Source organism: Bacillus sp. FSL K6-1366, assembly GCF_037976695.1.
GTDB classification, from domain to species: Bacteria; Bacillota; Bacilli; order Bacillales; family Bacillaceae; genus Bacillus; species Bacillus subtilis.
The window spans coordinates 1271436-1293077 of the sequence record NZ_CP150268.1 but is presented as its reverse complement, the minus strand read 5'-3'; the positions used below and the strand labels follow the sequence as shown (position 1 = coordinate 1293077).

26 protein-coding genes are annotated in these 21642 nt (G+C 44.8%); 20 read left to right on the top strand and 6 right to left on the bottom strand.

The annotated features are described in order from the left end of the window. The first annotated feature begins 80 nt into the window (after positions 1 to 80). From MHI44_RS06910 to nucF, 3 genes are read left to right on the top strand one after another with little or no spacing between them, the layout of a single operon-like run. Positions 81 to 356: a YutD family protein gene (locus MHI44_RS06910; RefSeq protein WP_003228682.1), complete on the top strand. Its 276-nt coding sequence runs from the start codon at positions 81 to 83 to the stop codon at positions 354 to 356. 23 nt (positions 357 to 379) lie between these two features. After that, positions 380 to 814, top strand: a complete 435-nt coding sequence (locus MHI44_RS06905) for a DUF86 domain-containing protein (protein ID WP_003228684.1) — start codon at positions 380 to 382, stop codon at positions 812 to 814. Between the two features lie 28 nt (positions 815 to 842). After that, positions 843 to 1613, top strand: a complete 771-nt coding sequence (nucF, locus tag MHI44_RS06900; RefSeq protein WP_003243196.1) for a 5' nucleotidase NucF — start codon at positions 843 to 845, stop codon at positions 1611 to 1613. 26 nt (positions 1614 to 1639) lie between these two features. Here the strand turns inward: nucF and MHI44_RS06895 are convergent, their stop codons facing one another. Further along, positions 1640 to 2140: a phosphatidylglycerophosphatase A gene (locus MHI44_RS06895; RefSeq protein ID WP_003243814.1), complete on the bottom strand. Its 501-nt coding sequence runs from the start codon at positions 2138 to 2140 to the stop codon at positions 1640 to 1642. 152 nt (positions 2141 to 2292) lie between these two features. Between MHI44_RS06895 and cotNH the strand changes: the two genes are divergently transcribed. The 5 genes from cotNH to MHI44_RS06870 all read left to right on the top strand — a co-directional run bounded on the left by cotNH (position 2293) and on the right by MHI44_RS06870 (position 8878). Continuing rightward, positions 2293 to 3312: a spore coat-associated protein CotNH gene (cotNH, locus tag MHI44_RS06890; RefSeq protein ID WP_014480751.1), complete on the top strand. Its 1020-nt coding sequence runs from the start codon at positions 2293 to 2295 to the stop codon at positions 3310 to 3312. 200 nt (positions 3313 to 3512) lie between these two features. Beyond that, positions 3513 to 4814 carry a homoserine dehydrogenase gene (locus MHI44_RS06885; RefSeq protein ID WP_003228694.1) on the top strand — a complete coding sequence of 434 codons (1302 nt, stop codon included), beginning with the start codon at positions 3513 to 3515 and terminating at the stop codon, positions 4812 to 4814. Then, positions 4814 to 5872 (top strand): threonine synthase, encoded by a 1059-nt coding sequence (thrC, locus tag MHI44_RS06880; RefSeq protein WP_003228697.1) that lies wholly within the window; start codon positions 4814 to 4816, stop codon positions 5870 to 5872. The genes MHI44_RS06885 and thrC overlap by 1 nt, the downstream gene beginning before the upstream one ends. Then, positions 5869 to 6798, top strand: coding sequence for a homoserine kinase (gene thrB / locus MHI44_RS06875; protein WP_003228699.1), 930 nt, complete (start codon positions 5869 to 5871; stop codon positions 6796 to 6798). Before thrC ends, thrB begins: the two co-directional genes overlap by 4 nt. Before the next feature lie 106 nt (positions 6799 to 6904). Further along, entirely contained in the window at positions 6905 to 8878 is a 1974-nt protein-coding gene (locus MHI44_RS06870; protein ID WP_181217412.1) for a S9 family peptidase, read from the top strand. A 41-nt stretch (positions 8879 to 8919) separates the two neighbouring features. Here the strand turns inward: MHI44_RS06870 and MHI44_RS06865 are convergent, their stop codons facing one another. Further along, a complete protein-coding gene (locus MHI44_RS06865; protein WP_010886606.1) occupies positions 8920 to 9255 on the bottom strand; it encodes a NifU family protein in 336 nt (111 codons plus the stop codon). Positions 9256 to 9354: 99 nt separating this feature from the next. Here MHI44_RS06865 and MHI44_RS06860 point away from each other — a divergent pair, with 99 nt between their 5' ends. After that, positions 9355 to 9681 (top strand): YuzD family protein, encoded by a 327-nt coding sequence (locus MHI44_RS06860; RefSeq protein WP_003242597.1) that lies wholly within the window; start codon positions 9355 to 9357, stop codon positions 9679 to 9681. Between the two features lie 25 nt (positions 9682 to 9706). Here the strand turns inward: MHI44_RS06860 and MHI44_RS06855 are convergent, their stop codons facing one another. Next, complete coding sequence (locus MHI44_RS06855) at positions 9707 to 10774, bottom strand: NAD(P)/FAD-dependent oxidoreductase (RefSeq protein WP_003228707.1); 1068 nt, start codon at positions 10772 to 10774, stop codon at positions 9707 to 9709. 262 nt (positions 10775 to 11036) lie between these two features. On the opposite strand from MHI44_RS06855, the gene MHI44_RS06850 reads away from it, so the two are divergent. From MHI44_RS06850 to paiB, 6 genes are all read left to right on the top strand, one after another. After that, positions 11037 to 11273, top strand: coding sequence for a YuzB family protein (locus MHI44_RS06850; protein ID WP_003222913.1), 237 nt, complete (start codon positions 11037 to 11039; stop codon positions 11271 to 11273). Positions 11274 to 11409: 136 nt separating this feature from the next. Next, complete coding sequence (locus MHI44_RS06845) at positions 11410 to 12624, top strand: NupC/NupG family nucleoside CNT transporter (protein ID WP_192857952.1); 1215 nt, start codon at positions 11410 to 11412, stop codon at positions 12622 to 12624. Between the two features lie 122 nt (positions 12625 to 12746). After that, positions 12747 to 13601, top strand: a complete 855-nt coding sequence (dapF, locus tag MHI44_RS06840) for a diaminopimelate epimerase (protein ID WP_003243745.1) — start codon at positions 12747 to 12749, stop codon at positions 13599 to 13601. Positions 13602 to 13679: 78 nt separating this feature from the next. Beyond that, complete coding sequence (locus MHI44_RS06835) at positions 13680 to 14042, top strand: iron-sulfur cluster assembly accessory protein (protein WP_003244166.1); 363 nt, start codon at positions 13680 to 13682, stop codon at positions 14040 to 14042. Between the two features lie 339 nt (positions 14043 to 14381). Next, positions 14382 to 14900, top strand: coding sequence for a spermidine/spermine N(1)-acetyltransferase (gene paiA, locus MHI44_RS06830; RefSeq protein WP_192857951.1), 519 nt, complete (start codon positions 14382 to 14384; stop codon positions 14898 to 14900). Positions 14901 to 14923: 23 nt separating this feature from the next. Next, the gene (gene paiB / locus MHI44_RS06825) at positions 14924 to 15547 is read left to right on the top strand and encodes a protease synthase/sporulation negative transcriptional regulator PaiB (RefSeq protein WP_014480733.1); all 624 of its coding nucleotides are present in this window, start codon (positions 14924 to 14926) and stop codon (positions 15545 to 15547) included. Between the two features lie 73 nt (positions 15548 to 15620). Here the strand turns inward: paiB and guaC are convergent, their stop codons facing one another. After that, on the bottom strand, positions 15621 to 16601 hold the full coding sequence (gene guaC / locus MHI44_RS06820) for a GMP reductase (RefSeq protein WP_029725886.1): 981 nt from the start codon (positions 16599 to 16601) through the stop codon (positions 15621 to 15623). A 278-nt stretch (positions 16602 to 16879) separates the two neighbouring features. Here guaC and MHI44_RS06815 point away from each other — a divergent pair, with 278 nt between their 5' ends. Further along, on the top strand, positions 16880 to 17020 hold the full coding sequence (locus tag MHI44_RS06815; RefSeq protein WP_003228723.1) for a hypothetical protein: 141 nt from the start codon (positions 16880 to 16882) through the stop codon (positions 17018 to 17020). A gap of 38 nt (positions 17021 to 17058) precedes the next feature. Here MHI44_RS06815 and yumC read toward each other — a convergent pair whose 3' ends face one another. After that, entirely contained in the window at positions 17059 to 18057 is a 999-nt protein-coding gene (yumC, locus tag MHI44_RS06810; RefSeq protein ID WP_003228725.1) for a ferredoxin--NADP reductase 2, read from the bottom strand. A 331-nt stretch (positions 18058 to 18388) separates the two neighbouring features. On the opposite strand from yumC, the gene MHI44_RS06805 reads away from it, so the two are divergent. From MHI44_RS06805 to spsC, 4 genes are all read left to right on the top strand, one after another. After that, positions 18389 to 19609: an NAD(P)/FAD-dependent oxidoreductase gene (locus MHI44_RS06805; protein ID WP_033881474.1), complete on the top strand. Its 1221-nt coding sequence runs from the start codon at positions 18389 to 18391 to the stop codon at positions 19607 to 19609. A 172-nt stretch (positions 19610 to 19781) separates the two neighbouring features. Beyond that, on the top strand, positions 19782 to 19925 hold the full coding sequence (locus MHI44_RS06800; protein ID WP_003243733.1) for a YuiA family protein: 144 nt from the start codon (positions 19782 to 19784) through the stop codon (positions 19923 to 19925). Between the two features lie 53 nt (positions 19926 to 19978). Continuing rightward, positions 19979 to 20299, top strand: coding sequence for a YuiB family protein (locus MHI44_RS06795; RefSeq protein WP_003228728.1), 321 nt, complete (start codon positions 19979 to 19981; stop codon positions 20297 to 20299). A 103-nt stretch (positions 20300 to 20402) separates the two neighbouring features. Next, positions 20403 to 21059, top strand: coding sequence for a stationary phase survival protein SpsC (gene spsC / locus MHI44_RS06790; RefSeq protein ID WP_072175151.1), 657 nt, complete (start codon positions 20403 to 20405; stop codon positions 21057 to 21059). Between the two features lie 29 nt (positions 21060 to 21088). Here the strand turns inward: spsC and MHI44_RS06785 are convergent, their stop codons facing one another. After that, a complete protein-coding gene (locus MHI44_RS06785) occupies positions 21089 to 21565 on the bottom strand; it encodes a divergent PAP2 family protein (protein WP_003228732.1) in 477 nt (158 codons plus the stop codon). Between the last annotated feature and the right edge of the window lie 77 nt (positions 21566 to 21642).

Genomic DNA, 21642 nt, shown 5'->3' with positions numbered 1-21642 from the left:
ATCGCATGATTTATTCTTTAGCAATTGATGGGGACGGGGCAATGAATTATGATAGGAATGAGTGAAAAAGAGGTGAGATCATGATTCTTATTCAAAATGCCGAATTTGAATTGGTGCACAATTTCAAAGACGGCTTCAACGAAGAGGCTTTTAAAGCCCGCTACTCCGATATATTAAATAAATACGATTATATTGTGGGAGACTGGGGATACGGTCAGTTAAGGCTCAAGGGCTTCTTTGACGACCAGAATCAAAAGGCAACCTTCGAAACGAAAATCAGCACATTAGATGAATATATTTACGAATACTGCAATTTCGGCTGTGCGTATTTTGTCTTGAAACGGATCAGAAAATAAATATACACAAAGGGGATGCTGTCATGTATTTTGTTGACAGAAGCAAAATCGAGAAAACACTAGGGTTCTTCGAGCACCAGCTGGCGCTATTTGACTCACAAACAGACTGGCAGTCTGAAATCGGGGAATTGGCACTTCAGCGTATAGGCCATCTGTTAATCGAATGCATTTTGGATACAGGCAATGACATGATTGACGGCTTTATTATGCGGGACCCGGGCAGCTATGACGACATTATGGATATACTTGTTGATGAGAAAGTTGTCACGGAAAAAGAGGGTGATGAGCTCAAAAAATTGATCGCCTACCGCAAAACGTTGGTTCAACAGTATCTGCTCGCTGACAGCGGCGAGCTTTACAGGCTGATCAAGGCGCATCAAACAGCTCTTCAGGACTTCCCGAAACGGATCAGAAGCTATTTGGAAACAGAGCTAGGACCTGTTTCCGCGTTTAAATAACAACTGGAAAGCCACAGGAGTGTTGGATATGAAAACATATAAAGGGTATTTAATTGATTTAGACGGAACAATGTACAATGGCACGGAAAAAATCGAGGAGGCGTGTGAATTTGTCAGAACGCTGAAAGATCGCGGCGTTCCTTATCTTTTCGTGACAAACAACTCTTCGCGCACACCGAAGCAGGTAGCGGACAAGCTCGTGTCTTTTGATATTCCGGCAACAGAAGAGCAGGTCTTCACGACCAGCATGGCAACTGCCCAGCACATTGCACAGCAGAAAAAAGACGCGTCTGTGTATGTGATTGGGGAGGAAGGAATCCGCCAGGCGATTGAAGAAAACGGCCTGACATTTGGCGGAGAAAACGCGGATTTTGTCGTTGTTGGCATCGACCGTTCCATTACATACGAAAAATTTGCTGTCGGCTGCCTGGCAATCAGAAATGGCGCCCGCTTTATTTCCACTAACGGAGATATTGCGATTCCGACTGAAAGAGGGCTCCTGCCGGGAAACGGCTCACTGACATCGGTGTTAACCGTATCTACAGGTGTACAGCCTGTATTTATCGGCAAGCCGGAATCAATTATTATGGAGCAGGCGATGCGCGTTCTCGGCACAGATGTGTCTGAAACACTCATGGTCGGCGACAACTACGCCACTGATATTATGGCCGGCATTAATGCGGGTATGGATACGCTGCTCGTTCACACAGGCGTAACGAAAAGAGAACATATGACAGACGATATGGAAAAACCGACTCACGCCATTGACTCTCTGACTGAATGGATTCCATACATTTGAAAAAAGGGCGCCCTAAAAGGGTGCCCTTATTCTGTATGCCGCGCGCGGTGAGCAAGTCTGCTTGAAGCCGCGGCGGAAATCGCTCCGACGATGTCATCTAAAAAGGTATGGCATTCACCGGTTGATTTATCATTCAATCGTTTAAGGATTCCGGGTTTTTCTTTGTCGATGTAACCGTAGTTCGTAAACCCGATCGATCCGTAAATGTTCACAATGGAAAATGCCAGAACTTCATCTACTCCATATAGGCTTTCATCTATTTCCAGCATCGTTTGCAGCGGTTCAGACAGTTTTTTCTGCTCAGCAAGAACATCCAATTCAATGCCCGTTAAAATCGCGTTTTGCACCTCGCGTTTTGCGAGAACACGATTGACGTTCAGCGTGCATTCATCAATGGTTAAATCCGGATGATATTTTTTCTGCAGAAAAAAGACAAGCTCGGCAATGTCTGATACCTCAACGCCGCGCTCCTTCATCCGTGCTCTTGCTTTAGCTTCCATCTGACTGAATTGTTCGTTTTCTGACATCAGCTTCACCCAATCTTTTTTACTAGTTTATACAAAATGCTTGAGAAGTTTACGACTTTTTCTTGCGCCTTCTTCGGATTAAAATATGTATTCATAATTCCGGCTGTGTATGACTACGATGTGATGAGCCCTAATTCAACAGGCAGGTGATCATGGTGAAAGGTACAATAAAAGAAAAATACGGCATTCACATCAGGCAGCTTTCCATGTACCAGCACACATATCAATGCTTTCAGACGCCTAATTCATACTTTCTGATTGTCCCCGTTTCCCAATTCTCAGAAACAGAGCTGGCGGAGCTTTATTACATGAGTCAGTATTTACAAGAACAAAGTGACCCATACGTTTCGGTTTTTATCTTTACAAAAGAAGGTGAACTGACATTTGAACATGAGGGAAAAACGTACGCTCTGCTGAAGGCGGCCCCCCCTTATTCAAACAGGGCGTTCTCCATTGGAGCGGAGCTTGCGGAATTTCACCGAAAAGGCCGAGGATATCCATATGAGGTGAAGGCGGCCGGAAGAATCGGCCAGTGGAAGGATCTGTGGGGAAAACGAATTGATCAGCTGGAAGCATTTTGGCAGAGAAAGGTTCAGACCCCTCCGCATGAGCCATTCGATAAAAAAATGATCGAATCATTTCCATATTATTTAGGACTGTCAGAAAACGCGATACAATATTTAGTGGACACTGAGCTGGATGACAAGCCCCAAGCCGCTGATTCAGGAACGATATGCCATCAGCGGATGGAAAGGCATACATGGTCACCGGAATCATTGATCAGGATTCCGGCGGATTGGGTGTTTGACCACGCTTCCCGTGATTTGGCTGAATATATGAGGCATACGTTTTTGCATCACAGACAAGATTTTAATCAGCAGGGCTTTCTCTTTTTACAGGAATACGAGCAAGTCACACCGCTGTCTTCATTTTCGAAACGCCTTTTATACAGCCGTCTGCTTTTCCCGCTTCATTATTTTGAAATCGTAGAAAGCTATTACATGTCATCAGAATCAGAAAAGCATTATTTTGAAGAACAGCTTAACTTCATTCTTAATGACTGTGGGCGTTATGAACAATTTCTCAATACAGCGCAGGAATTCATGAATATGCGGGCGCAGAAGCTGTTTGTTCCACGCGTCAGCTGGCTCGGCAAAGGCAGCTCAGGGTGAGGAGAAAATCTGACAAAAATAATTAGAAAATAAAGAATCTTGTCATATCAATGCGTTAAGCGTTTACATTCGCAAAATTCAGCCTAATGCTGTCTTGTCAAAACAGGTGCGGGCTTATATAATGTTTGTAACTTATATGTCTGTGTTGAGTTAACAATTGTCTTTTTCAAGAGGACAATCAAAAGAAAGGTGGAGTTTTTTTGAAAGCGATTCGTGTAGGGCTTTTAGGTTTAGGTACCGTCGGAAGCGGTGTCGTTAAAATTATTCAAGACCATCAGGATAAGCTTATGCATCAGGTCGGCTGTCCGGTTACGATAAAAAAAGTGCTTGTAAAAGATTTAGAGAAAAAGAGAGAAGTAGATTTGCCGAAGGAAGTGCTCACGACAGAAGTGTATGATGTCATTGATGATCCAGATGTTGATGTCGTCATCGAGGTGATCGGCGGCGTTGAACAGACAAAACAATATTTGGTCGACGCGCTGAGATCGAAAAAGCATGTTGTCACAGCAAACAAGGACTTAATGGCTGTGTACGGCTCCGAGCTGCTTGCCGAAGCGAAGGAAAATGGATGCGATATCTACTTTGAAGCCAGTGTTGCCGGCGGGATTCCGATTCTGCGCACGTTAGAGGAAGGCCTCTCATCAGATCGAATTACAAAAATGATGGGAATTGTGAACGGCACAACAAACTTTATCTTAACCAAAATGATCAAAGAGAAAAGCCCATACGAGGAAGTGCTCAAGGAAGCGCAGGATCTCGGTTTTGCCGAAGCTGATCCGACTTCTGACGTGGAAGGGCTTGACGCCGCACGGAAAATGGCGATATTGGCGCGCCTCGGCTTCTCGATGAACGTGGATCTGGAAGACGTCAAAGTAAAGGGGATCTCCCAAATTACAGACGAGGACATCAGCTTCAGCAAACGCCTCGGCTATACAATGAAGCTGATCGGGATTGCTCAGCGTGACGGCAGCAAAATCGAGGTCAGCGTACAGCCGACACTGCTTCCTGACCATCATCCGCTTTCTGCTGTTCATAATGAGTTTAACGCTGTTTATGTATACGGCGAGGCTGTCGGTGAGACGATGTTCTACGGGCCGGGAGCCGGAAGCATGCCGACAGCGACATCCGTTGTTTCTGACCTCGTCGCTGTCATGAAAAATATGCGCCTAGGTGTAACCGGCAACAGCTTTGTCGGACCGCAATATGAGAAAAACATGAAATCGCCGTCTGACATTTATGCACAGCAGTTTTTAAGAATTCATGTAAAAGATGAGGTTGGTTCATTCTCGAAAATTACATCTGTGTTCTCAGAGCGGGGCGTGAGCTTTGAAAAAATCCTTCAGCTGCCAATTAAAGGCCATGATGAGTTAGCTGAAATCGTAATTGTCACACATCATACATCAGAAGCTGATTTCAGTGATATCCTGCAAAACCTAAATGATTTGGAAGTCGTTCAAGAAGTCAAAAGCACATATCGTGTAGAAGGGAACGGTTGGAGCTAATGTGGAAAGGACTTATCCATCAATATAAAGAATTTTTACCTGTAACAGATCAAACACCAGCGCTAACTTTACATGAAGGAAACACACCTCTTATTCACCTGCCGAAGCTGTCTGAGCAGCTCGGAATTGAGCTTCATGTCAAAACGGAAGGCGTCAATCCTACGGGATCATTTAAAGATCGCGGAATGGTTATGGCTGTGGCAAAGGCAAAAGAAGAAGGCAATGACACGATTATGTGCGCGTCAACAGGTAACACTTCCGCTGCTGCGGCAGCATATGCAGCCCGTGCTAACATGAAATGCATTGTCATCATCCCGAACGGAAAAATTGCATTTGGAAAACTCGCTCAAGCTGTCATGTACGGAGCCGAGATTATCGCAATTGACGGAAACTTTGACGATGCGCTTAAAATTGTCCGTTCCATCTGTGAGAAATCACCGATTGCCCTTGTCAACTCAGTCAATCCTTACCGCATTGAAGGCCAAAAAACTGCTGCCTTCGAAGTGTGCGAACAGCTGGGGGAAGCGCCTGATGTTTTAGCGATCCCGGTCGGAAATGCTGGAAACATCACTGCGTACTGGAAGGGCTTCAAGGAATATCATGAGAAAAACGGCACAGGCCTTCCGAAAATGCGCGGCTTTGAAGCTGAGGGTGCGGCGGCAATCGTGCGCAATGAAGTGATTGAAAATCCGGAAACAATAGCGACAGCCATTCGTATCGGAAACCCGGCAAGCTGGGACAAAGCTGTAAAGGCAGCCGAGGAATCCAATGGGAAAATTGACGAAGTCACTGATGATGAAATCCTTCACGCATATCAGCTGATCGCCCGTGTAGAAGGCGTGTTTGCAGAACCAGGTTCTTGCGCGTCTATCGCAGGAGTGCTGAAACAGGTGAAATCCGGAGAAATTCCGAAAGGCAGCAAGGTCGTAGCTGTGTTAACAGGAAACGGACTGAAAGATCCGAACACAGCGGTCGACATTTCAGAAATCAAGCCTGTCACATTGCCGACTGATGAAGACAGCATCCTTGAATATGTAAAAGGAGCGGCCCGTGTATGAACGAAGCCGACATGCTGTTCTCTGTCACTGTTCCCGGAAGCACAGCTAACCTAGGCCCCGGCTTTGATTCAGTCGGAATGGCGCTCAGCAGATATTTGAAGCTGACCGTCTTTGAAAGCGACAAATGGTCTTTTGAGGCTGAAACAGAAACAGTCGCCGGAATTCCGGCGGGTACAGATAACCTGATCTATCAAGTGGCTAAACGGACCGCAGATTTGTACGGAAAAGAAATGCCTCCTGTCCATGTGAAGGTGTGGAGCGACATCCCGCTTGCACGCGGCCTTGGCAGCAGCGCCGCGGCGATTGTAGCGGCCATTGAACTGGCTGATGAATTATGCGGCTTAAAGCTGTCTGAAGCGGACAAGCTGCATTTAGCCAGTCTAGAAGAAGGACACCCGGACAATGCTGGCGCTTCTCTCGTCGGCGGACTTGTGATCGGCCTGCATGAGGATGACGAGACCCAAATGATCCGCGTCCCGAATGCTGACATTGACGTAGTCGTTGTCATTCCTTTTTACGAAGTGCTGACAAGAGACGCGAGAGACGTGCTTCCGAAGGAGTTTCCATATGCCGACGCCGTAAAAGCAAGTGCTGTCAGCAATATACTCATTGCTGCGATCATGTCCAAGGATTGGCCGCTTGTCGGGAAAATCATGAAGAAGGATATGTTCCATCAGCCGTACCGGGCGATGCTTGTGCCTGAGCTGTCAAAAGTAGAGCACGTCGCCGAGATGAAGGGCGCATATGGAACGGCTCTCAGCGGAGCAGGCCCGACGATTCTCGTCATGACCGAAAAAGGAAAGGGAGAAGAGCTAAAAGAACAGCTCGCGCTTCATTTCCCTCATTGTGAAGTAGACGCTTTGACCGTCCCGAAAGAGGGAAGTATAATAGAGCGAAATCCTTTATATCAAGTAAAAAGTGTATAGATCATGCCAAGCGTTCCTCAGCGTCAGCGGAGGGCGCTTTTTTTGCTGGAGATAAAGGAGTTTTTATTTAGAAAAACGAAATACATGTAAAAAGGAGGAGATGAATATGAAAAAGCTGATAACCGCAGACGACATCACAGCGATTGTCTCTGTGACCGATCCTCAATACGCCCCAGACGGCACCCGTGCCGCATATGTAAAATCACAAGTGAATCAAGAGAAAGATTCGTATACATCAAATATATGGATCTATGAAACGAAAACGGGCGGGTCTGTTCCTTGGACACATGGAGAAAAGCGAAGCACCGACCCAAGATGGTCTCCGGACGGGTGCACGCTTGCCTTTATTTCTGATCGAGAAGGCGATGCGGCACAGCTGTATATGATGAGCGCTGAAGGCGGAGAAGCGAGAAAACTGACTGATATCCCGTATGGCGTGTCAAAGCCAATATGGTCCCCGGATGGCGAATCGATTCTGGTCACTGTCAGTTTGGGAGAGGGAGAAAACATTGATGACCGAGAAAAAACAGAGCAGGACAGCTATGAACCTGTTGAAGTGCAAGGCCTCTCCTACAAACGGGACGGCAAAGGGCTGACGAGAGGTGCGTATGCCCAGCTTGTGCTTGTCAGCGTAAAGTCGGGTGAGATGAAAGAGCTGACAAGTCACAAAGCTGATCATGGTGATCCTGCTTTTTCTCCTGACGGCAAATGGCTTGTTTTCTCAGCTAATTTAACTGAAACAGATGATGCCAGCAAGCCGCATGATGTTTACATAATGTCACTGGAGTCTGGAGATCTTAAGCAGGTTACACCTCATCGCGGCTCATTCGGATCAAGCTCATTTTCACCAGACGGAAGGTATCTTGCTTTGCTTGGAAATGAAAAGGAATATAAGAATGCTACGCTCTCAAAGGCGTGGCTCTATGATATCGAACAAGGCCGCCTCACATGTCTTACTGAGATGCTGGACGTTCATTTAGCGGATGCGCTGATTGGAGATTCATTGATCGGTGGTGCTGAACAGCGCCCGATTTGGACAAAGGACAGCCAAGGGTTTTATGTCATCGGCACAGATCAAGGCAGTACGGGCATCTATTATATTTCGATTGAAGGCCTTGTGTATCCGATTCGTCTGGAAAAAGAGTACATCAATAGCTTTTCTCTTTCACCTGATGAACAGCACTTTATTGCCAGTGTGACAAAGCCGGACAGACCGAGTGAGCTTTACAGTATCCCGCTTGGACAGGAAGAGAAACAGCTGACTGGCGCGAATGACAAGTTTGTCAGGGAGCATACGATATCAATACCTGAAGAGATTCAATATGCTACAGAAGACGGCGTGATGGTGAACGGCTGGCTGATGAGGCCTGCACAAATGGAAGGTGAGACAACATATCCACTTATTCTTAACATACACGGCGGTCCGCATATGATGTACGGACATACATATTTTCATGAGTTTCAGGTGCTGGCGGCGAAAGGATACGCGGTCGTTTATATCAATCCGAGAGGAAGCCACGGCTACGGGCAGGAATTTGTGAATGCGGTCAGAGGAGATTATGGGGGAAAGGATTATGACGATGTGATGCAGGCTGTGGATGAGGCTATCAAACGAGATCCGCATATTGATCCTAAGCGGCTCGGTGTCACGGGCGGAAGCTACGGAGGTTTTATGACCAACTGGATCGTCGGGCAGACGAACCGCTTTAAAGCTGCCGTCACCCAGCGCTCGATTTCAAACTGGATCAGCTTTCACGGCGTCAGTGATATCGGCTATTTCTTTACAGACTGGCAGCTTGAGCATGACATGTTTGAGGACACAGAAAAGCTCTGGGACCGGTCTCCTTTAAAATACGCAGCAAACGTGGAGACACCGCTTTTGATTCTGCATGGCGAGCGGGATGACCGATGCCCGATCGAGCAGGCGGAGCAGCTGTTTATCGCTCTGAAAAAAATGGGCAAGGAAACCAAGCTTGTCCGTTTTCCGAATGCATCGCACAATTTATCACGCACCGGACACCCAAGACAGCGGATCAAGCGCCTGAATTATATCAGCTCATGGTTTGATCAACATCTCTAATAAAAAAGCCAGGCTGATCAAATATCAGCCTGGCTGCTTTATTAAAAGACTTGTTCTACTTCAACGACACCCGGCACTTCTTCAAGAAGAGCGCGCTCAATTCCGGCTTTCAACGTAATTGTTGAACTTGGGCAGCTGCCGCATGCGCCTAGAAGACGAAGCTTAACGATACCTTCATCTACGTCTACAAGCTCACAGTCACCGCCGTCACGAAGTAAAAACGGACGAAGTTTGTCCAGTACTTCCTGCACCTGTTCTTTCATTTCAACTTCAGTCATGACATTCGCTCCTTTCGTCGTCATAAAACCATTATATTCAGTGTAACAATAAAAATCTATTGTTTGGTTTGCAAAGTTGCTTTCCCTATTATAGCACATTCAGACTTCAACACAAAAACGGTTTTTTTCTATAAAAACGCCCTTAGGCTCTGTATACTTAAAAGAAAGGACTTACATAGGAGAAGGGGGCGTCTACAAGTGATGAAACCAGTCATGCTAAGCGTGTACGGGGCAGAAAACGTTTGTGCGAGCTGTGTAAATATGCCGACAGCCAAGGATACATACGAGTGGCTTGAGGCTGCGCTGAAAAGAAAATATCCAAATCAGCCTTTTGAGATGCAGTACATCGATATTCATGAGCCGCCTGACAATGAACATGCGAAAGAGCTTGCGGAAAAAATCAGAAATGACGAGTATTTTTATCCGCTTGTGCTTGTAGAAGACAAAATTGTCGGTGAAGGCAATCCAAAATTAAAAGACGTTTATGAGGAAATGGAGAAGCATGGGTATACAGAAAACCGCTGACTTGATCAGCGGTTCTTCTCTATCATTAACCGTTATGGTGTTTATACATCCACAGCAAGCCGGATTTCAGCATACGCGGAACACGGCCGATCAGCGGACGGTCAGCAACAAGCCCGAAGCCGGCTTTTTTTCCGAGTGAACCGAGGACGCCTTTCAGCTTAAACTGCGGCATTGATTCAGGCAGGGCTTCTCCATTCCAGCGTTTTTGCAAGATTTGGACAATCTGCTCTGCTTGAGCCTCTGCCAGCTGGGCGCTCGGTGCATGAGGAAGGCTGGCGCAATCGCCGACAACGTACAGATGTTCATCACCTGGAAGATTATGATGAGGCGTTAATACAATACGCCCTTGTGCGTCCTTCTCCACATCCAAGTCTCTGACGACTTTGTTTGGCTGGATGCCGGCTGTCCACACGATGGCGTCTGCAGAAATCGGATCATCGTGGTTATACACAACGCCTTCTTCTACTTTTGTGATATTTGCCCTGTTAATAATGCGGACACCGTGCTCTTCGAACCATTTTTGCACATATTTGCTTAAACGCTCGGGAAAGCTTGATAAAATGAGATTACCGCGGTCGAACAAAATAATGTTCAGGTCATCACGGCTTTCTCTCAATTCACTTGCAAGCTCAACGCCGCTTAAGCCCGCTCCGACAATGGCGACGGTGGCATTAGCGCTCAGATTATTCAGCTTTTGGTAGGTTTCGCGGGACTGATCGATGGTTTGAATACTGTAGGTGAATTCAGGCGCTCCCGGCACGTTGTGATATTTATCCTCACAGCCGAGCCCGATTACGGCGTCATCGTAAGAAATCGGTTCACGATCTTGGAACAGCACTTGTTTTTGTACAATATCAATTGATGTGATATCACCGTATTGGACATCCAGGCGAGGGTGCTCTGGGAATGACACTCTGATATGATGGTCAGAAATTGTGCCTGCGGCAAGGGCATAATATTCTGTTTTCAAGCAGTGATAAGGATTTCTGTCAATTAACGTGATTGAAACATCATCAGGCAGCTGGTTTGGCAATAAGCGATGAAGAACGCGCATGTTCCCGTAACCTCCGCCGATCAAGACCAATTTTTTCATTTGAATTCCCCTTTAATCCGAAGAGTATGATAGATACATTGAAGAAAATACGAACTATGTAAAATAACATCTAGAATTATATCGAATTTGATCTAAAATCACAATAATAGTTTCAAAATAACCTACAATTTAGCCTGAAAACACAAATTAGTAAAACGTTATTTGAGAAATAATATGTTACGATAATAAATTTTGAATCATCCGTTGTCTTTGACGAATAGTGAAAAATTCGCGATAATGGACATATGTGAGGTGAAACCGCATGAATCCAATGATTGAATTTTGTGTCAGCAATCTGGCTCACGGCTCTCAGGAAGCCCGGGCGATTTTGGAGAAGGATCCCAACCTTGATGTCCTTGAATATGGCTGCTTAAGCTACTGCGGGACATGCATGGAATCGCTTTTCGCTCTGGTAAACGGAGAAGTCGTCATGGGTGAAACGCCTGCTGAGCTTGTTGAGAATATATATACCTTTATTGAAGAAAATCCAATGTTTTAAAGAAAAGGGCCTGGACAGGCCCTTTTTTATTTTGCCGTACAAAAGAACTAAAAAAATGTGTAGACATCAAAAAATATTATTGTTATCGTATAAAAGATATTTTTTTAAATAAAATTTAAGAGGTGTACGAGTATTCATGAATGTTCTGTGGGGGCTGCTGGGCGCAGTTGCGATCATTGCTATCGCGTTTTTATTTTCAGAAAAGAAAAGCAATATTAAGATAAGAACCGTCATCGTTGGTGTATGCACACAGGTGGCGTTTGGATACATCGTGTTGAAATGGGAAGCGGGACGCGCTGTTTTTTTATGGTTTTCAAGCCGTGTACAGCTTCTGATTGACTATGCGAATGAAGGCATCAGTTTTATTTTTGGACCGCTTCTAAAGGTCGGAGACAGTCCGGCATTTGCATTAAGTGTACTGCCCGTTATCATTTTCTTCTCAGCACTGATTGCAGTTTTATATCATTTGAAAATCATGCAGCTCGTTTTCCGTGTCATTGGCGGCGGATTGTCGAAGCTCCTTGGAACAAGCAAAACGGAATCTCTGGCGGCTGCTGCCAATATTTTTGTAGGACAATCAGAATCTCCGTTAGTGATCAAACCCCTGATTGCCGGGCTGACGCGCTCTGAGTTGTTTACGATTATGACGAGCGGTCTATCGGCAGTAGCGGGATCTACCTTGTTTGGGTACGCGCTTCTCGGTATTCCGATTGAGTACTTGCTGGCGGCCAGCTTTATGGCTGCTCCAGCTGGACTAGTCTTTGGTAAATTGATTATACCCGAAACGGAAAAAACGCAAACCGTAAAAAGCGATTTCAAAATGGATGAAGGCGAAGGCGCAGCCAATGTCATTGACGCAGCTGCAAAGGGAGCGTCAACAGGACTGCAAATTGCGTTAAATGTTGGGGCGATGCTGCTTGCGTTTGTTGCGTTAATCGCTGTAGTAAACGGTATTCTCGGCGGGGCTTTCGGCTTGTTCGGTTTAAAAGGCGTAACATTAGAATCCATTCTCGGCTATGTGTTTTCTCCTATCGCCTTTTTGATTGGCGTGCCTTGGCATGAAGCATTGCAGGCGGGAAGCTATATCGGCCAGAAATTGGTGCTGAATGAGTTTGTCGCTTATTCTAACTTCGGTCCGCACATCGGCGAGTTTTCTAAGAAAACTGCTACCATTATCAGTTTCGCGTTATGCGGATTCGCCAATTTTTCATCAATTGCGATTATGCTTGGTACGCTTGGCGGTTTAGCGCCCAGCCGCCGTTCAGATATCGCACGTCTCGGCCTGAAGGCTGTTCTTGCAGGAACATTAGCCAATCTGCTCAGCGCAGCCATTGCCGGCATGTTTATATAAACGATAAAAGCTCCTTGCGTCAGTGCAAGGAGCTTTTATGTATGAAAAACGGGGGATAATTGTATTGTGTCCGCTTATAATAGCTTTTATACTAAGAAAAAGAAAAAAAGTTGGAGGCACCTATGAACTCATTTCGATTTACCAAAATGCACGGCCTGGGAAACAGTTATATTTATGTGAATCAATTTGAAGAACAGCTTCCAGAAGAAAAACTGTCAGAGATTGCAATTCAGGTTTCTTCTGTTTATACAGGGATCGGATCCGACGGAATGATCCTGATATGCCCATCAGACCAAGCGCCTGTTAAAATGCGGATTTTTAATAATGACGGGTCTGAAGGGAAAAACTGCGGCAACGGCCTGCGCTGCGTCGCAAAATACGCATATGAGCATAAGCTGGTTGAGGAAACATCTTTTCTGATTGAAACTCTTTCCGGGCTTGTGAAAGCGGAGGTTCAAGTCGAAAACGGAAAAGTGAATGTGGTCACTGTCGATATGGGCGAACCTCGCTTGACAAAATCCGAGCTCCCGATGCTTGACGGCGGGGAAGAGCACACAATCAATGAAACGATGGCATTTGGTGAAGTAGAACTAACAGGCACTGCCGTTTCAATGGGAAATCCGCATATCGTTTTTCCGATCGCAGACATTGAACAGGCACCCTTAACGACACTGGGGCCGGTGATTGAGAAAGATCCGAGATTTCCGGAAGGCATCAATGTGGAATTCGTTGAAACCGTGAATGAACAAGAATTGCATTTCCGCGTCTGGGAACGGGGATCAGGGATTACTCAGGCATGCGGGACAGGAGCATGTGCAGCGGCGGTCGCATCTGTATTAAACGGCGTATCAAAGCGAAATCAAGACATCACGGTGCATTTAGCAGGCGGGGATTTGGTGATAAACTGGAAAGATAACGGCCATGTAATGATGACAGGGCCGGCTGAAACCGTTTGTGAGGGTGTCTATTTCTTGTAAAACACCTTGTTTGAGAATTGGAACGATCATGTTTATAATAAAAGACAGCAACCGGTTTTTAAAAGGAGGTTCACAATGATGAGCAACCCGGTAACAATTACAGAAGCAGCAGCTTTGCATATAAAAGATATGATGAAAGAGCATGAAGAAGAAAACGCGTTTCTGCGTGTAGGCGTCAAAGGCGGCGGCTGCAGCGGACTTTCTTACGGCATGGGCTTTGAGCATGAAAAGAGTGAATCAGACAGTGTGTTTGATCAGCACGGCATCACTGTTCTAGTTGACAAAGAAAGCCTTGACATCATGAACGGCACCGTGATTGATTATAAACAATCCATGCTCGGCGGCGGCTTCACCATCGACAATCCAAACGCCATCGCTTCATGCGGCTGCGGTTCTTCGTTCAGAACAGCAACGAATGCAGGCAAGCCTGAAGAGTGCTAAGCACTAAAAACGGATAGCAACTATTACTGACGCTTTTCTTAGCGATAAATCATCGTTAAGGGAGGCGTTTTTATTATGGGGAAATGATGCAGAGAGTTCCGGGGACTTTGGCAAGAGAAACGCTGCATTGTTGTTTGATTTTTGTTGTAAATACAGCAAAGTTACGCTATATTTAATGCGGAGTATATTTTATTGCATTTACAACAAAATCACGATAGGGGGTTGATGATGAAGAAGATTTTTGGAATGGTAACAAGGTCAGTACCTGTTCCGTGTTTAAATATATTAAAAAGGGACACAAGACAATTGAATTTTAAATAAAGGGGCTGAATCCGAACAATGAGTGTAAAAATGAAAAAATGCAGCCGGGAAGATTTACAAACACTTCAACAATTGAGTATTGAAACATTCAATGACACTTTTAAAGAACAGAACTCACCTGAAAATATGAAAGCCTATTTAGAAAGCGCATTTAACACTGAGCAGCTGGAAAAAGAGTTATCCAATATGTCTTCGCAATTCTTTTTTATTTACTTTGATCATGAAATCGCTGGATATATAAAGGTCAATATCGATGATGCTCAGTCTGAAGAAATGGGTGCTGAATCACTTGAAATCGAGAGAATTTATATAAAGAACAGCTTTCAAAAACATGGGCTTGGCAAACATCTGTTGAATAAAGCGATAGAAATTGCGCTGGAACGTAATAAAACGAACATTTGGCTAGGTGTGTGGGAAAAAAATGAAAATGCCATTGCCTTTTATAAGAAAATGGGGTTTGTTCAGACCGGCGCCCACTCTTTTTATATGGGTGATGAAGAACAAACGGATTTAATCATGGCTAAAACACTCATATAATATTTTTCGAAGGGTGGATGATGATGTATATTCCAAAATATTTTAAAGTCACAAATGCTGAAGAAATTTGGAATTTTGTACAAGAAAACTCCTTTGGTACGGTTGTCACAACAGAACAAGGAAAACCAATTGCCACACATTTGCCGTTAGGATTCAATAAAAAAGATGATCATTACTATATTACGGGGCATTTCGCTTATGGAAATCCTCAGTGGAGAACGTTTGAAGCCTGTGAAGATGTGCTTGTGATGTTTCAGGGACCGCACGCTTATATTTCTTCTTCCTGGTATTCGCGCGAAAATGTTCCGACGTGGAATTATCAGGCTGTCCACATGTATGGAAAAGCAAGTATGTTAGAGAAAGATGAATTAGCAGAAGAATTAACAATCATGCTGGAGAAATACGAAAAACATCGTGACAATCCTGTTTTATGGGATAAGCTTTCTCCAAAACTCTTAGAACGTGAATTGAAAGGTATCGTTGGATTTAAGATTAAGGTGGAAGACATTCAAGCGGCATATAAATTAAGCCAGAACCGAAATGAAACGGATTATATGAACATCATTGAACAGTTGCAAAATGAAGAAAATCCAAATGCAAAACAAATGGCAGAACTGATGGAAAATAAATTCAAAAAGCAAATATAAGCTTACTTTGCTGAAGAAGTAGCAGAAAACGCCAACTCAAGCGGAGAACCGCTGACTTGGCGTTTTTTTATAATTAATATTTATCCCCATTAAAAATGGAATTCTTCACGATCACATAATCCACATTGCGGATGGCGTCAAGCTTTGTTCCGCCTGCATAAGAAATAGAAGATTGAAGATCCTGCTCCATTTCAATCAGTGTATCCTTGATTGAGCCTTTATGCGCCACGTGCATTTTTTTGCCTTCGACATTTTTCTTTTCGCCTTTTTGGAATTCAGAGGCTGAGCCGAAGTACTCCTTGTAAAGCTTTCCGTCTTTTTCGATCGTTTGGCCTGGCGATTCTTCGTGTCCGGCAAATAGTGAACCGATCATGACCATCGTTGCGCCGAATCTGATTGATTTTGCAATGTCGCCATGGGTGCGGATGCCGCCATCCGCGATAATCGGTTTGCTGGCAGCCTTGGCACACCAGCGCAGCGCTGCTAATTGCCAGCCGCCTGTGCCGAAGCCGGTTTTGATTTTCGTAATACATACTTTTCCCGGTCCGATGCCGACTTTAGTGGCATCCGCTCCCGCATTTTCAAGCTCTCTGACTGCTTCTGGCGTTCCGACGTTGCCAGCAATAACAAAGCTGTCCGGCAAATGTTTTTTAAGGTGCTGGATCATTTCAATGACAGCATTTGAGTGCCCGTGAGCAATGTCAATTGTCACGTATTCAGGAGTCAGGTTTTCTTCTGCCAGCTGGCGGACAAATTCATACTCCTCATCTTTGACGCCCACGCTGATAGAAGAGAATAACCCGCGTGCGTTCATATCTTTAATAAAATCAATTCGTGTCTCAGGCTCAAATCGGTGCATGACATAAAAGTAGCCATTTTCGGCTAATTGAATCGCTAGCTTCTCATCTATAATCGTCTGCATATTGGCAGGAACGACGGGTAATTTAAATGTACGTCCGCCTAAACGTACGGATGTATCACATTCTGAACGGCTATTTACAATGCATTTTGCAGGAATTAGCTGAATATCTTCGTAATCAAATACGTTTTCCATGGTTTTCACTCCTAAAAACGAATATTTAAAAGTATAATATATGAAATGTTCGCCTTCTATAATGTACTCTGTTTTATTTAGGATGTCAAACATTATGATTTGCTGGCAGGTGTGGTGCAAGTGCCGAAGCTTGTCATGCAGGGTGAGTTTAGGTATCATAGTTTTAACGAATGGTCTTAGAGAGCGGATCAAAACGCGAATGATATACGTTCAGCAAAGCTTGGTCGTTCAGCACCAGGCTTTCTTTATGGCATGGACATGGGAAAGGAGCGAATAAGATGGCCCAAAACGAAGAAAAAACACCGAAGTCCCAAAAGATTCAGGACCGCATTATTATGGCAATGATCTGGGTAGTCGCAGCCCTTGTGATTGCGCTGGTTGTAGGAACTGCATTGAATTATATAAATATCTTCAAATAAAAAAGGAGCTGTGTCGCAGACACAAGCTCCTTTTTTTATTATTTATTTTCAAAAAGACTTGTTGAGTGAAGAGGCTGTACGCGGGCTTTCGGGTCCATGTAAGCCTTGGCGTTGTTCACTGCTGTCGGTGCCTCGCCGAAGCCGCTGGCAATCAGGTTGACTTTTCCTTCGTATGTACAAATGTCACCTGCTGCAAAGAAGCCTTCGATATTTGTTTCCATTGTTGATTTTACGACAATGGAATTTTTCTCGATGTCCAGGCCCCAGTTTTTGATCGGTCCAAGAGATGAAACGAAACCGTAGTTGACGATTAAGTCATCAATTTCTAAAATCTCTTTGCGGTCGCCTTTCACTTCTTCAAGCACTAGCTGTTCGATTTTGCCTTCGCCGATCAGCTCCGCAGGTACGAATGGTGTCAGGACATTAACCTTCGACGCATGAAGGTTTTCCACACTGTGCTCGTGCGCACGGAACTTGTCGCGGCGGTGAATGATCGATACTTCTTTTGCGATTGGCTCAAGCATAAGCGCCCAGTCAACCGCGGAATCTCCACCGCCAAGGATCGCAACGCGTCTGCCGGCGAATTTTTGCAGATCATCAACGAAGTAATGGAGGTTTTTGCCTTCATACTGCTCGGCATTTTCAAGTTCCAGCTTTCTCGGTTTGAATGCGCCGTTTCCTGCAGTGATGATGACCGTTTTAGAGTAGTGGGTTTCTTCATTTGTTACAAGCTTAAACACGCCGTCCGCTTGTTTCTCAACAGATTCAACCGCTTGCTCCAGACAAATGGTTTGGTCGAATTTTGCCATTTGCTCTTTTAGGTTATTGATAAGCTCTTGGGCGCGGATTTTCGGGAATCCCGCTACATCATATATATACTTCTCAGGGTATAGGGCGCTAAGCTGTCCGCCGAGCTGAGGCAGGCTTTCGATAATTTTGACGCTTGCCTGTCTCATCCCGCCGTAAAAAGCGGTGAATAAGCCGACCGGTCCCCCGCCTATAATTGTAATATCATAAACCTTTGTATCCTCTCGCATACGAAAATTGCCTCCTAAATGAAAATTGTTATTAATTATACCATATTGCCGTTCAAATTGACGAGTCAGCAGAAAAAATCGTAAGGATCTAACGTGCCCATCCGTTCTTGAAAATATTTCCGCAGGCCGCTACGATAATAACCAAATGAAATGATCTTTTTCTGAATGTTTCTTGGGCCAGCCGGATAAACATGATAATAGTGCTACGGGTAAGGACTTCACAAAAAACTTTTCAATATATTTCATAAAATCCCGCCAATAAGCTGAAGCTAACACAAATGATGATTTTATTATGGGTCTAACAAAAGCAAAAAAAGAGAAGGTGGATGTGATGGCATTGAATAAGCCCAAAATCGTGATTTTAGGTGCAGGATATGGCGGATTGATGACGGTGACAAGGCTGACGAAGTATGTCGGGCCGAATGATGCTGACATTACGCTTGTAAATAAACACAATTATCATTATGAAACGACATGGATGCATGAAGCGAGCGCGGGTACGCTCCATCATGACCGCTGCCGTTATCAGATAAAAGATGTAATCAACCAGTCACGGGTGAATTTTGTACAGGATACCGTAAAGGCAATCAAAATTGATGATAAAAAAGTTGTGCTTGCGAATGGAGAACTGCAGTACGATTATTTAGTCATCGGGCTCGGCGCCGTGCCTGAAACGTTCGGCATTAAAGGCTTAAAAGAATATGCGTTTCCGATTGCCAACATCAACACGTCGCGCCTGCTGCGGGAACATATTGAGCTGCAGTTTGCGACTTACAATACGGAAGCGGAAAAACGGCCGGACAGGTTAACGATCGTTGTTGGCGGTGCCGGATTTACGGGAATTGAATTTCTTGGCGAACTGGCTGCTCGCGTGCCGGAGCTCTGTAAGGAATATGACGTTGACAGAAGCCTTGTCCGCATCATTTGTGTGGAAGCAGCGCCGACCGTTTTGCCGGGCTTTGATCCGGAACTTGTTGATTACGCCGTACATTATCTTGAGGAAAACGGAGTTGAGTTCAAGATCGGAACGGCTGTACAAGAATGTACACCAGAAGGAGTCAGAGTCGGCAAAAAAGATGAAGAACCAGAGCAGATCAAATCGCAAACCGTTGTATGGGCGGCAGGTGTCCGCGGCCATCCGATTGTGGAGGAAGCCGGTTTTGAGAATATGCGCGGCCGAGTCAAAGTCAACCCTGATCTCCGCGCCCCGGGACATGACAATGTCTTTATTCTCGGCGACAGCTCGCTGTTTATGAATGAAGATACAGAGCGCCCGTATCCGCCGACTGCGCAAATTGCAATGCAGCAGGGCATAACGGTCGCTAAAAACCTTGGCAGGCTTATTAAAGGCGGAGAGCTTGAGGAATTCAAGCCGGACATTAAGGGAACAGTGGCTTCTCTTGGCGAGCATAACGCGGTTGGGGTTGTTTATGGCAGAAAGCTGAAAGGCACGCCGGCTTCGTTTATGAAAAAAGTCATTGATAACCGCTCGCTGTTTATGATTGGCGGACTCGGATTGACACTGAAAAAAGGCAAGTTCAAGTTTTTCTAAAAACCCGCGGAAGCGGGTTTTCTTTATTAAAAAACGCCAAAATAAAAAGAGAATGAGAGGAAAATAAGTATGTTTCCGCTTACATCAAAAGATTTGTCACATGATCTGACTTTATTGTTGACAGCTTGATATGGTATATTATCAGAAAATTAAGAAAAAGGGTGATGATTAGATGAAAACTGCAACGACAACCGCTTCACATGCATGCCCATTTTGTTCAGGGAAAGGATATTTTCAATTGATTCTCGGCGGTTCAGAGACTTGTCCGTCTTGCCAGGGGACAGGAAAAGACAGTCATTCTTTTTCCAGCCGTTGACTTTATTTCAGCCCCCGCGTTACACTAAAAACAACGCAGGGGGGTGGAATAGGTTGATTAGTCTGCCAGTCGTAATCATCTCAATTGTTTTATTTTTTGTCTTGTTTTTTGGAATCGGTTTCTTATTAAACATGCTGCTGAGAATGTCTTGGATTATGGCTGTGATTTATCCGATTGTATGCCTTTTCATTATCAGCAAAGAAAAGCTGATCAGCTATGTCCAGTCGCCGGGAGAATCCTTTGCCAGCCTGTTTCATCGTGTCTTATCATTAGCGGCTGCCGATGTGCTGATTTTAGCCAGCGGTTTGGCCGGCGCCATCGTGTCCGGTATAGCGATCAACATGCTCAGAAAAAGAGGATATCAAATGTTTTAAATGCCGCTTTCTTCTAAAGAAAGCTTTTTTTATGCGTTCAGCTCATTCATCATTTTGAATAATGCTCTCTCCACTTGGGAACAATGATTCGGAGGAGAGGTGAATGATGTTGAATATGATCAGACGTTTGCTGATGACCTGTTTATTTCTGCTTGCATTTGGCACGACATTTTTATCAGTGTCAGGAATTGAAGCGAAGGACTTGTCAAAATGGGTGCAGGAACATCAGGAAAAGCACTTGAAGCATGCAGGACTGACATTAAAAGCATTGCAGCAGAAACAAACACAAACCACGTCCGCGGCTGAGGATAAAACAAAACCGTTAGAAGAGGCATTTGATTGGGATGAATATCCAGTCCAAAGAGTAACAGCAACAGGCTACACAGCAGGAGCTGAGTCGACGGGCAAAAATCCCGGTGATCCATTATACGGGCTTACATATTCAGGTGTGAAAGTGAAACGGGATTTATATTCCACGGTTGCTGCTGACCCGTCCGTTTTCCCGATCGGAACAATTTTATTCATTCCGAACTACGGTCTCGGAGTTGTGGCCGACACAGGATCAGCTATTAAGGGAAACCGCCTTGATCTGTACTTTGAGACAGTCAAAGATGTATACAATGAATGGGGCAAAAAAACCCTTGATGTATATGTGATTAAAAAGGGAACGGGAAAGATTACCGAGGATGAGCTTGAGAAGCTCAATGAAACAAAATCCTTGCAAGTGTTCAGAAATCAATATAAAACTGTGAAAGAATAAAACGCTCCAGCGAAAGCAGGAGCGTTTTTTTACATGAAAAAGTAAGCGAGTGCCAATGTCAGTAAAATACCTGTTAATCCTCCGAAAAAGACTTCGATCGGCTGATGTCCGAGAAGCTCTTTCAGCTTTTTTTGCTTTTCTTTCTCTGCAGCCTTAGGGAAGTCCTTCGCTTCATTTACGAAACGGTTAAAATCAATAACAAGCTTATTAATGACTGTTGCCTGCTCACCGGCGTGACGTCTGACGCCAGTGGCGTCAAACATGGTTATGACGGCGAAAATGGCAGAAACCGCAAAGAGTGAGGAGTCTAATCCATGCTCCAAGGCTACGCCTGTAGAAAGCGCAGTGACCGCTGCGGAGTGAGAGCTGGGCATGCCGCCTGTGCTTGTGACCAGCGACCAGTCCAGTTTTCTGGACACGATAAACTGTATGGGCACTTTGATGACCTGAGCAAAAATAATTGCGGCCAGGCTTGATAATAAAGGAAAATTCGTTAAAAGTTCCATCGGCGACATCCTTTCTATTTGAAAAATCCTTCGTGTTTCAAAAGAAAAAAGCAAGTCTTAGACTGTTGTTTGTTAAA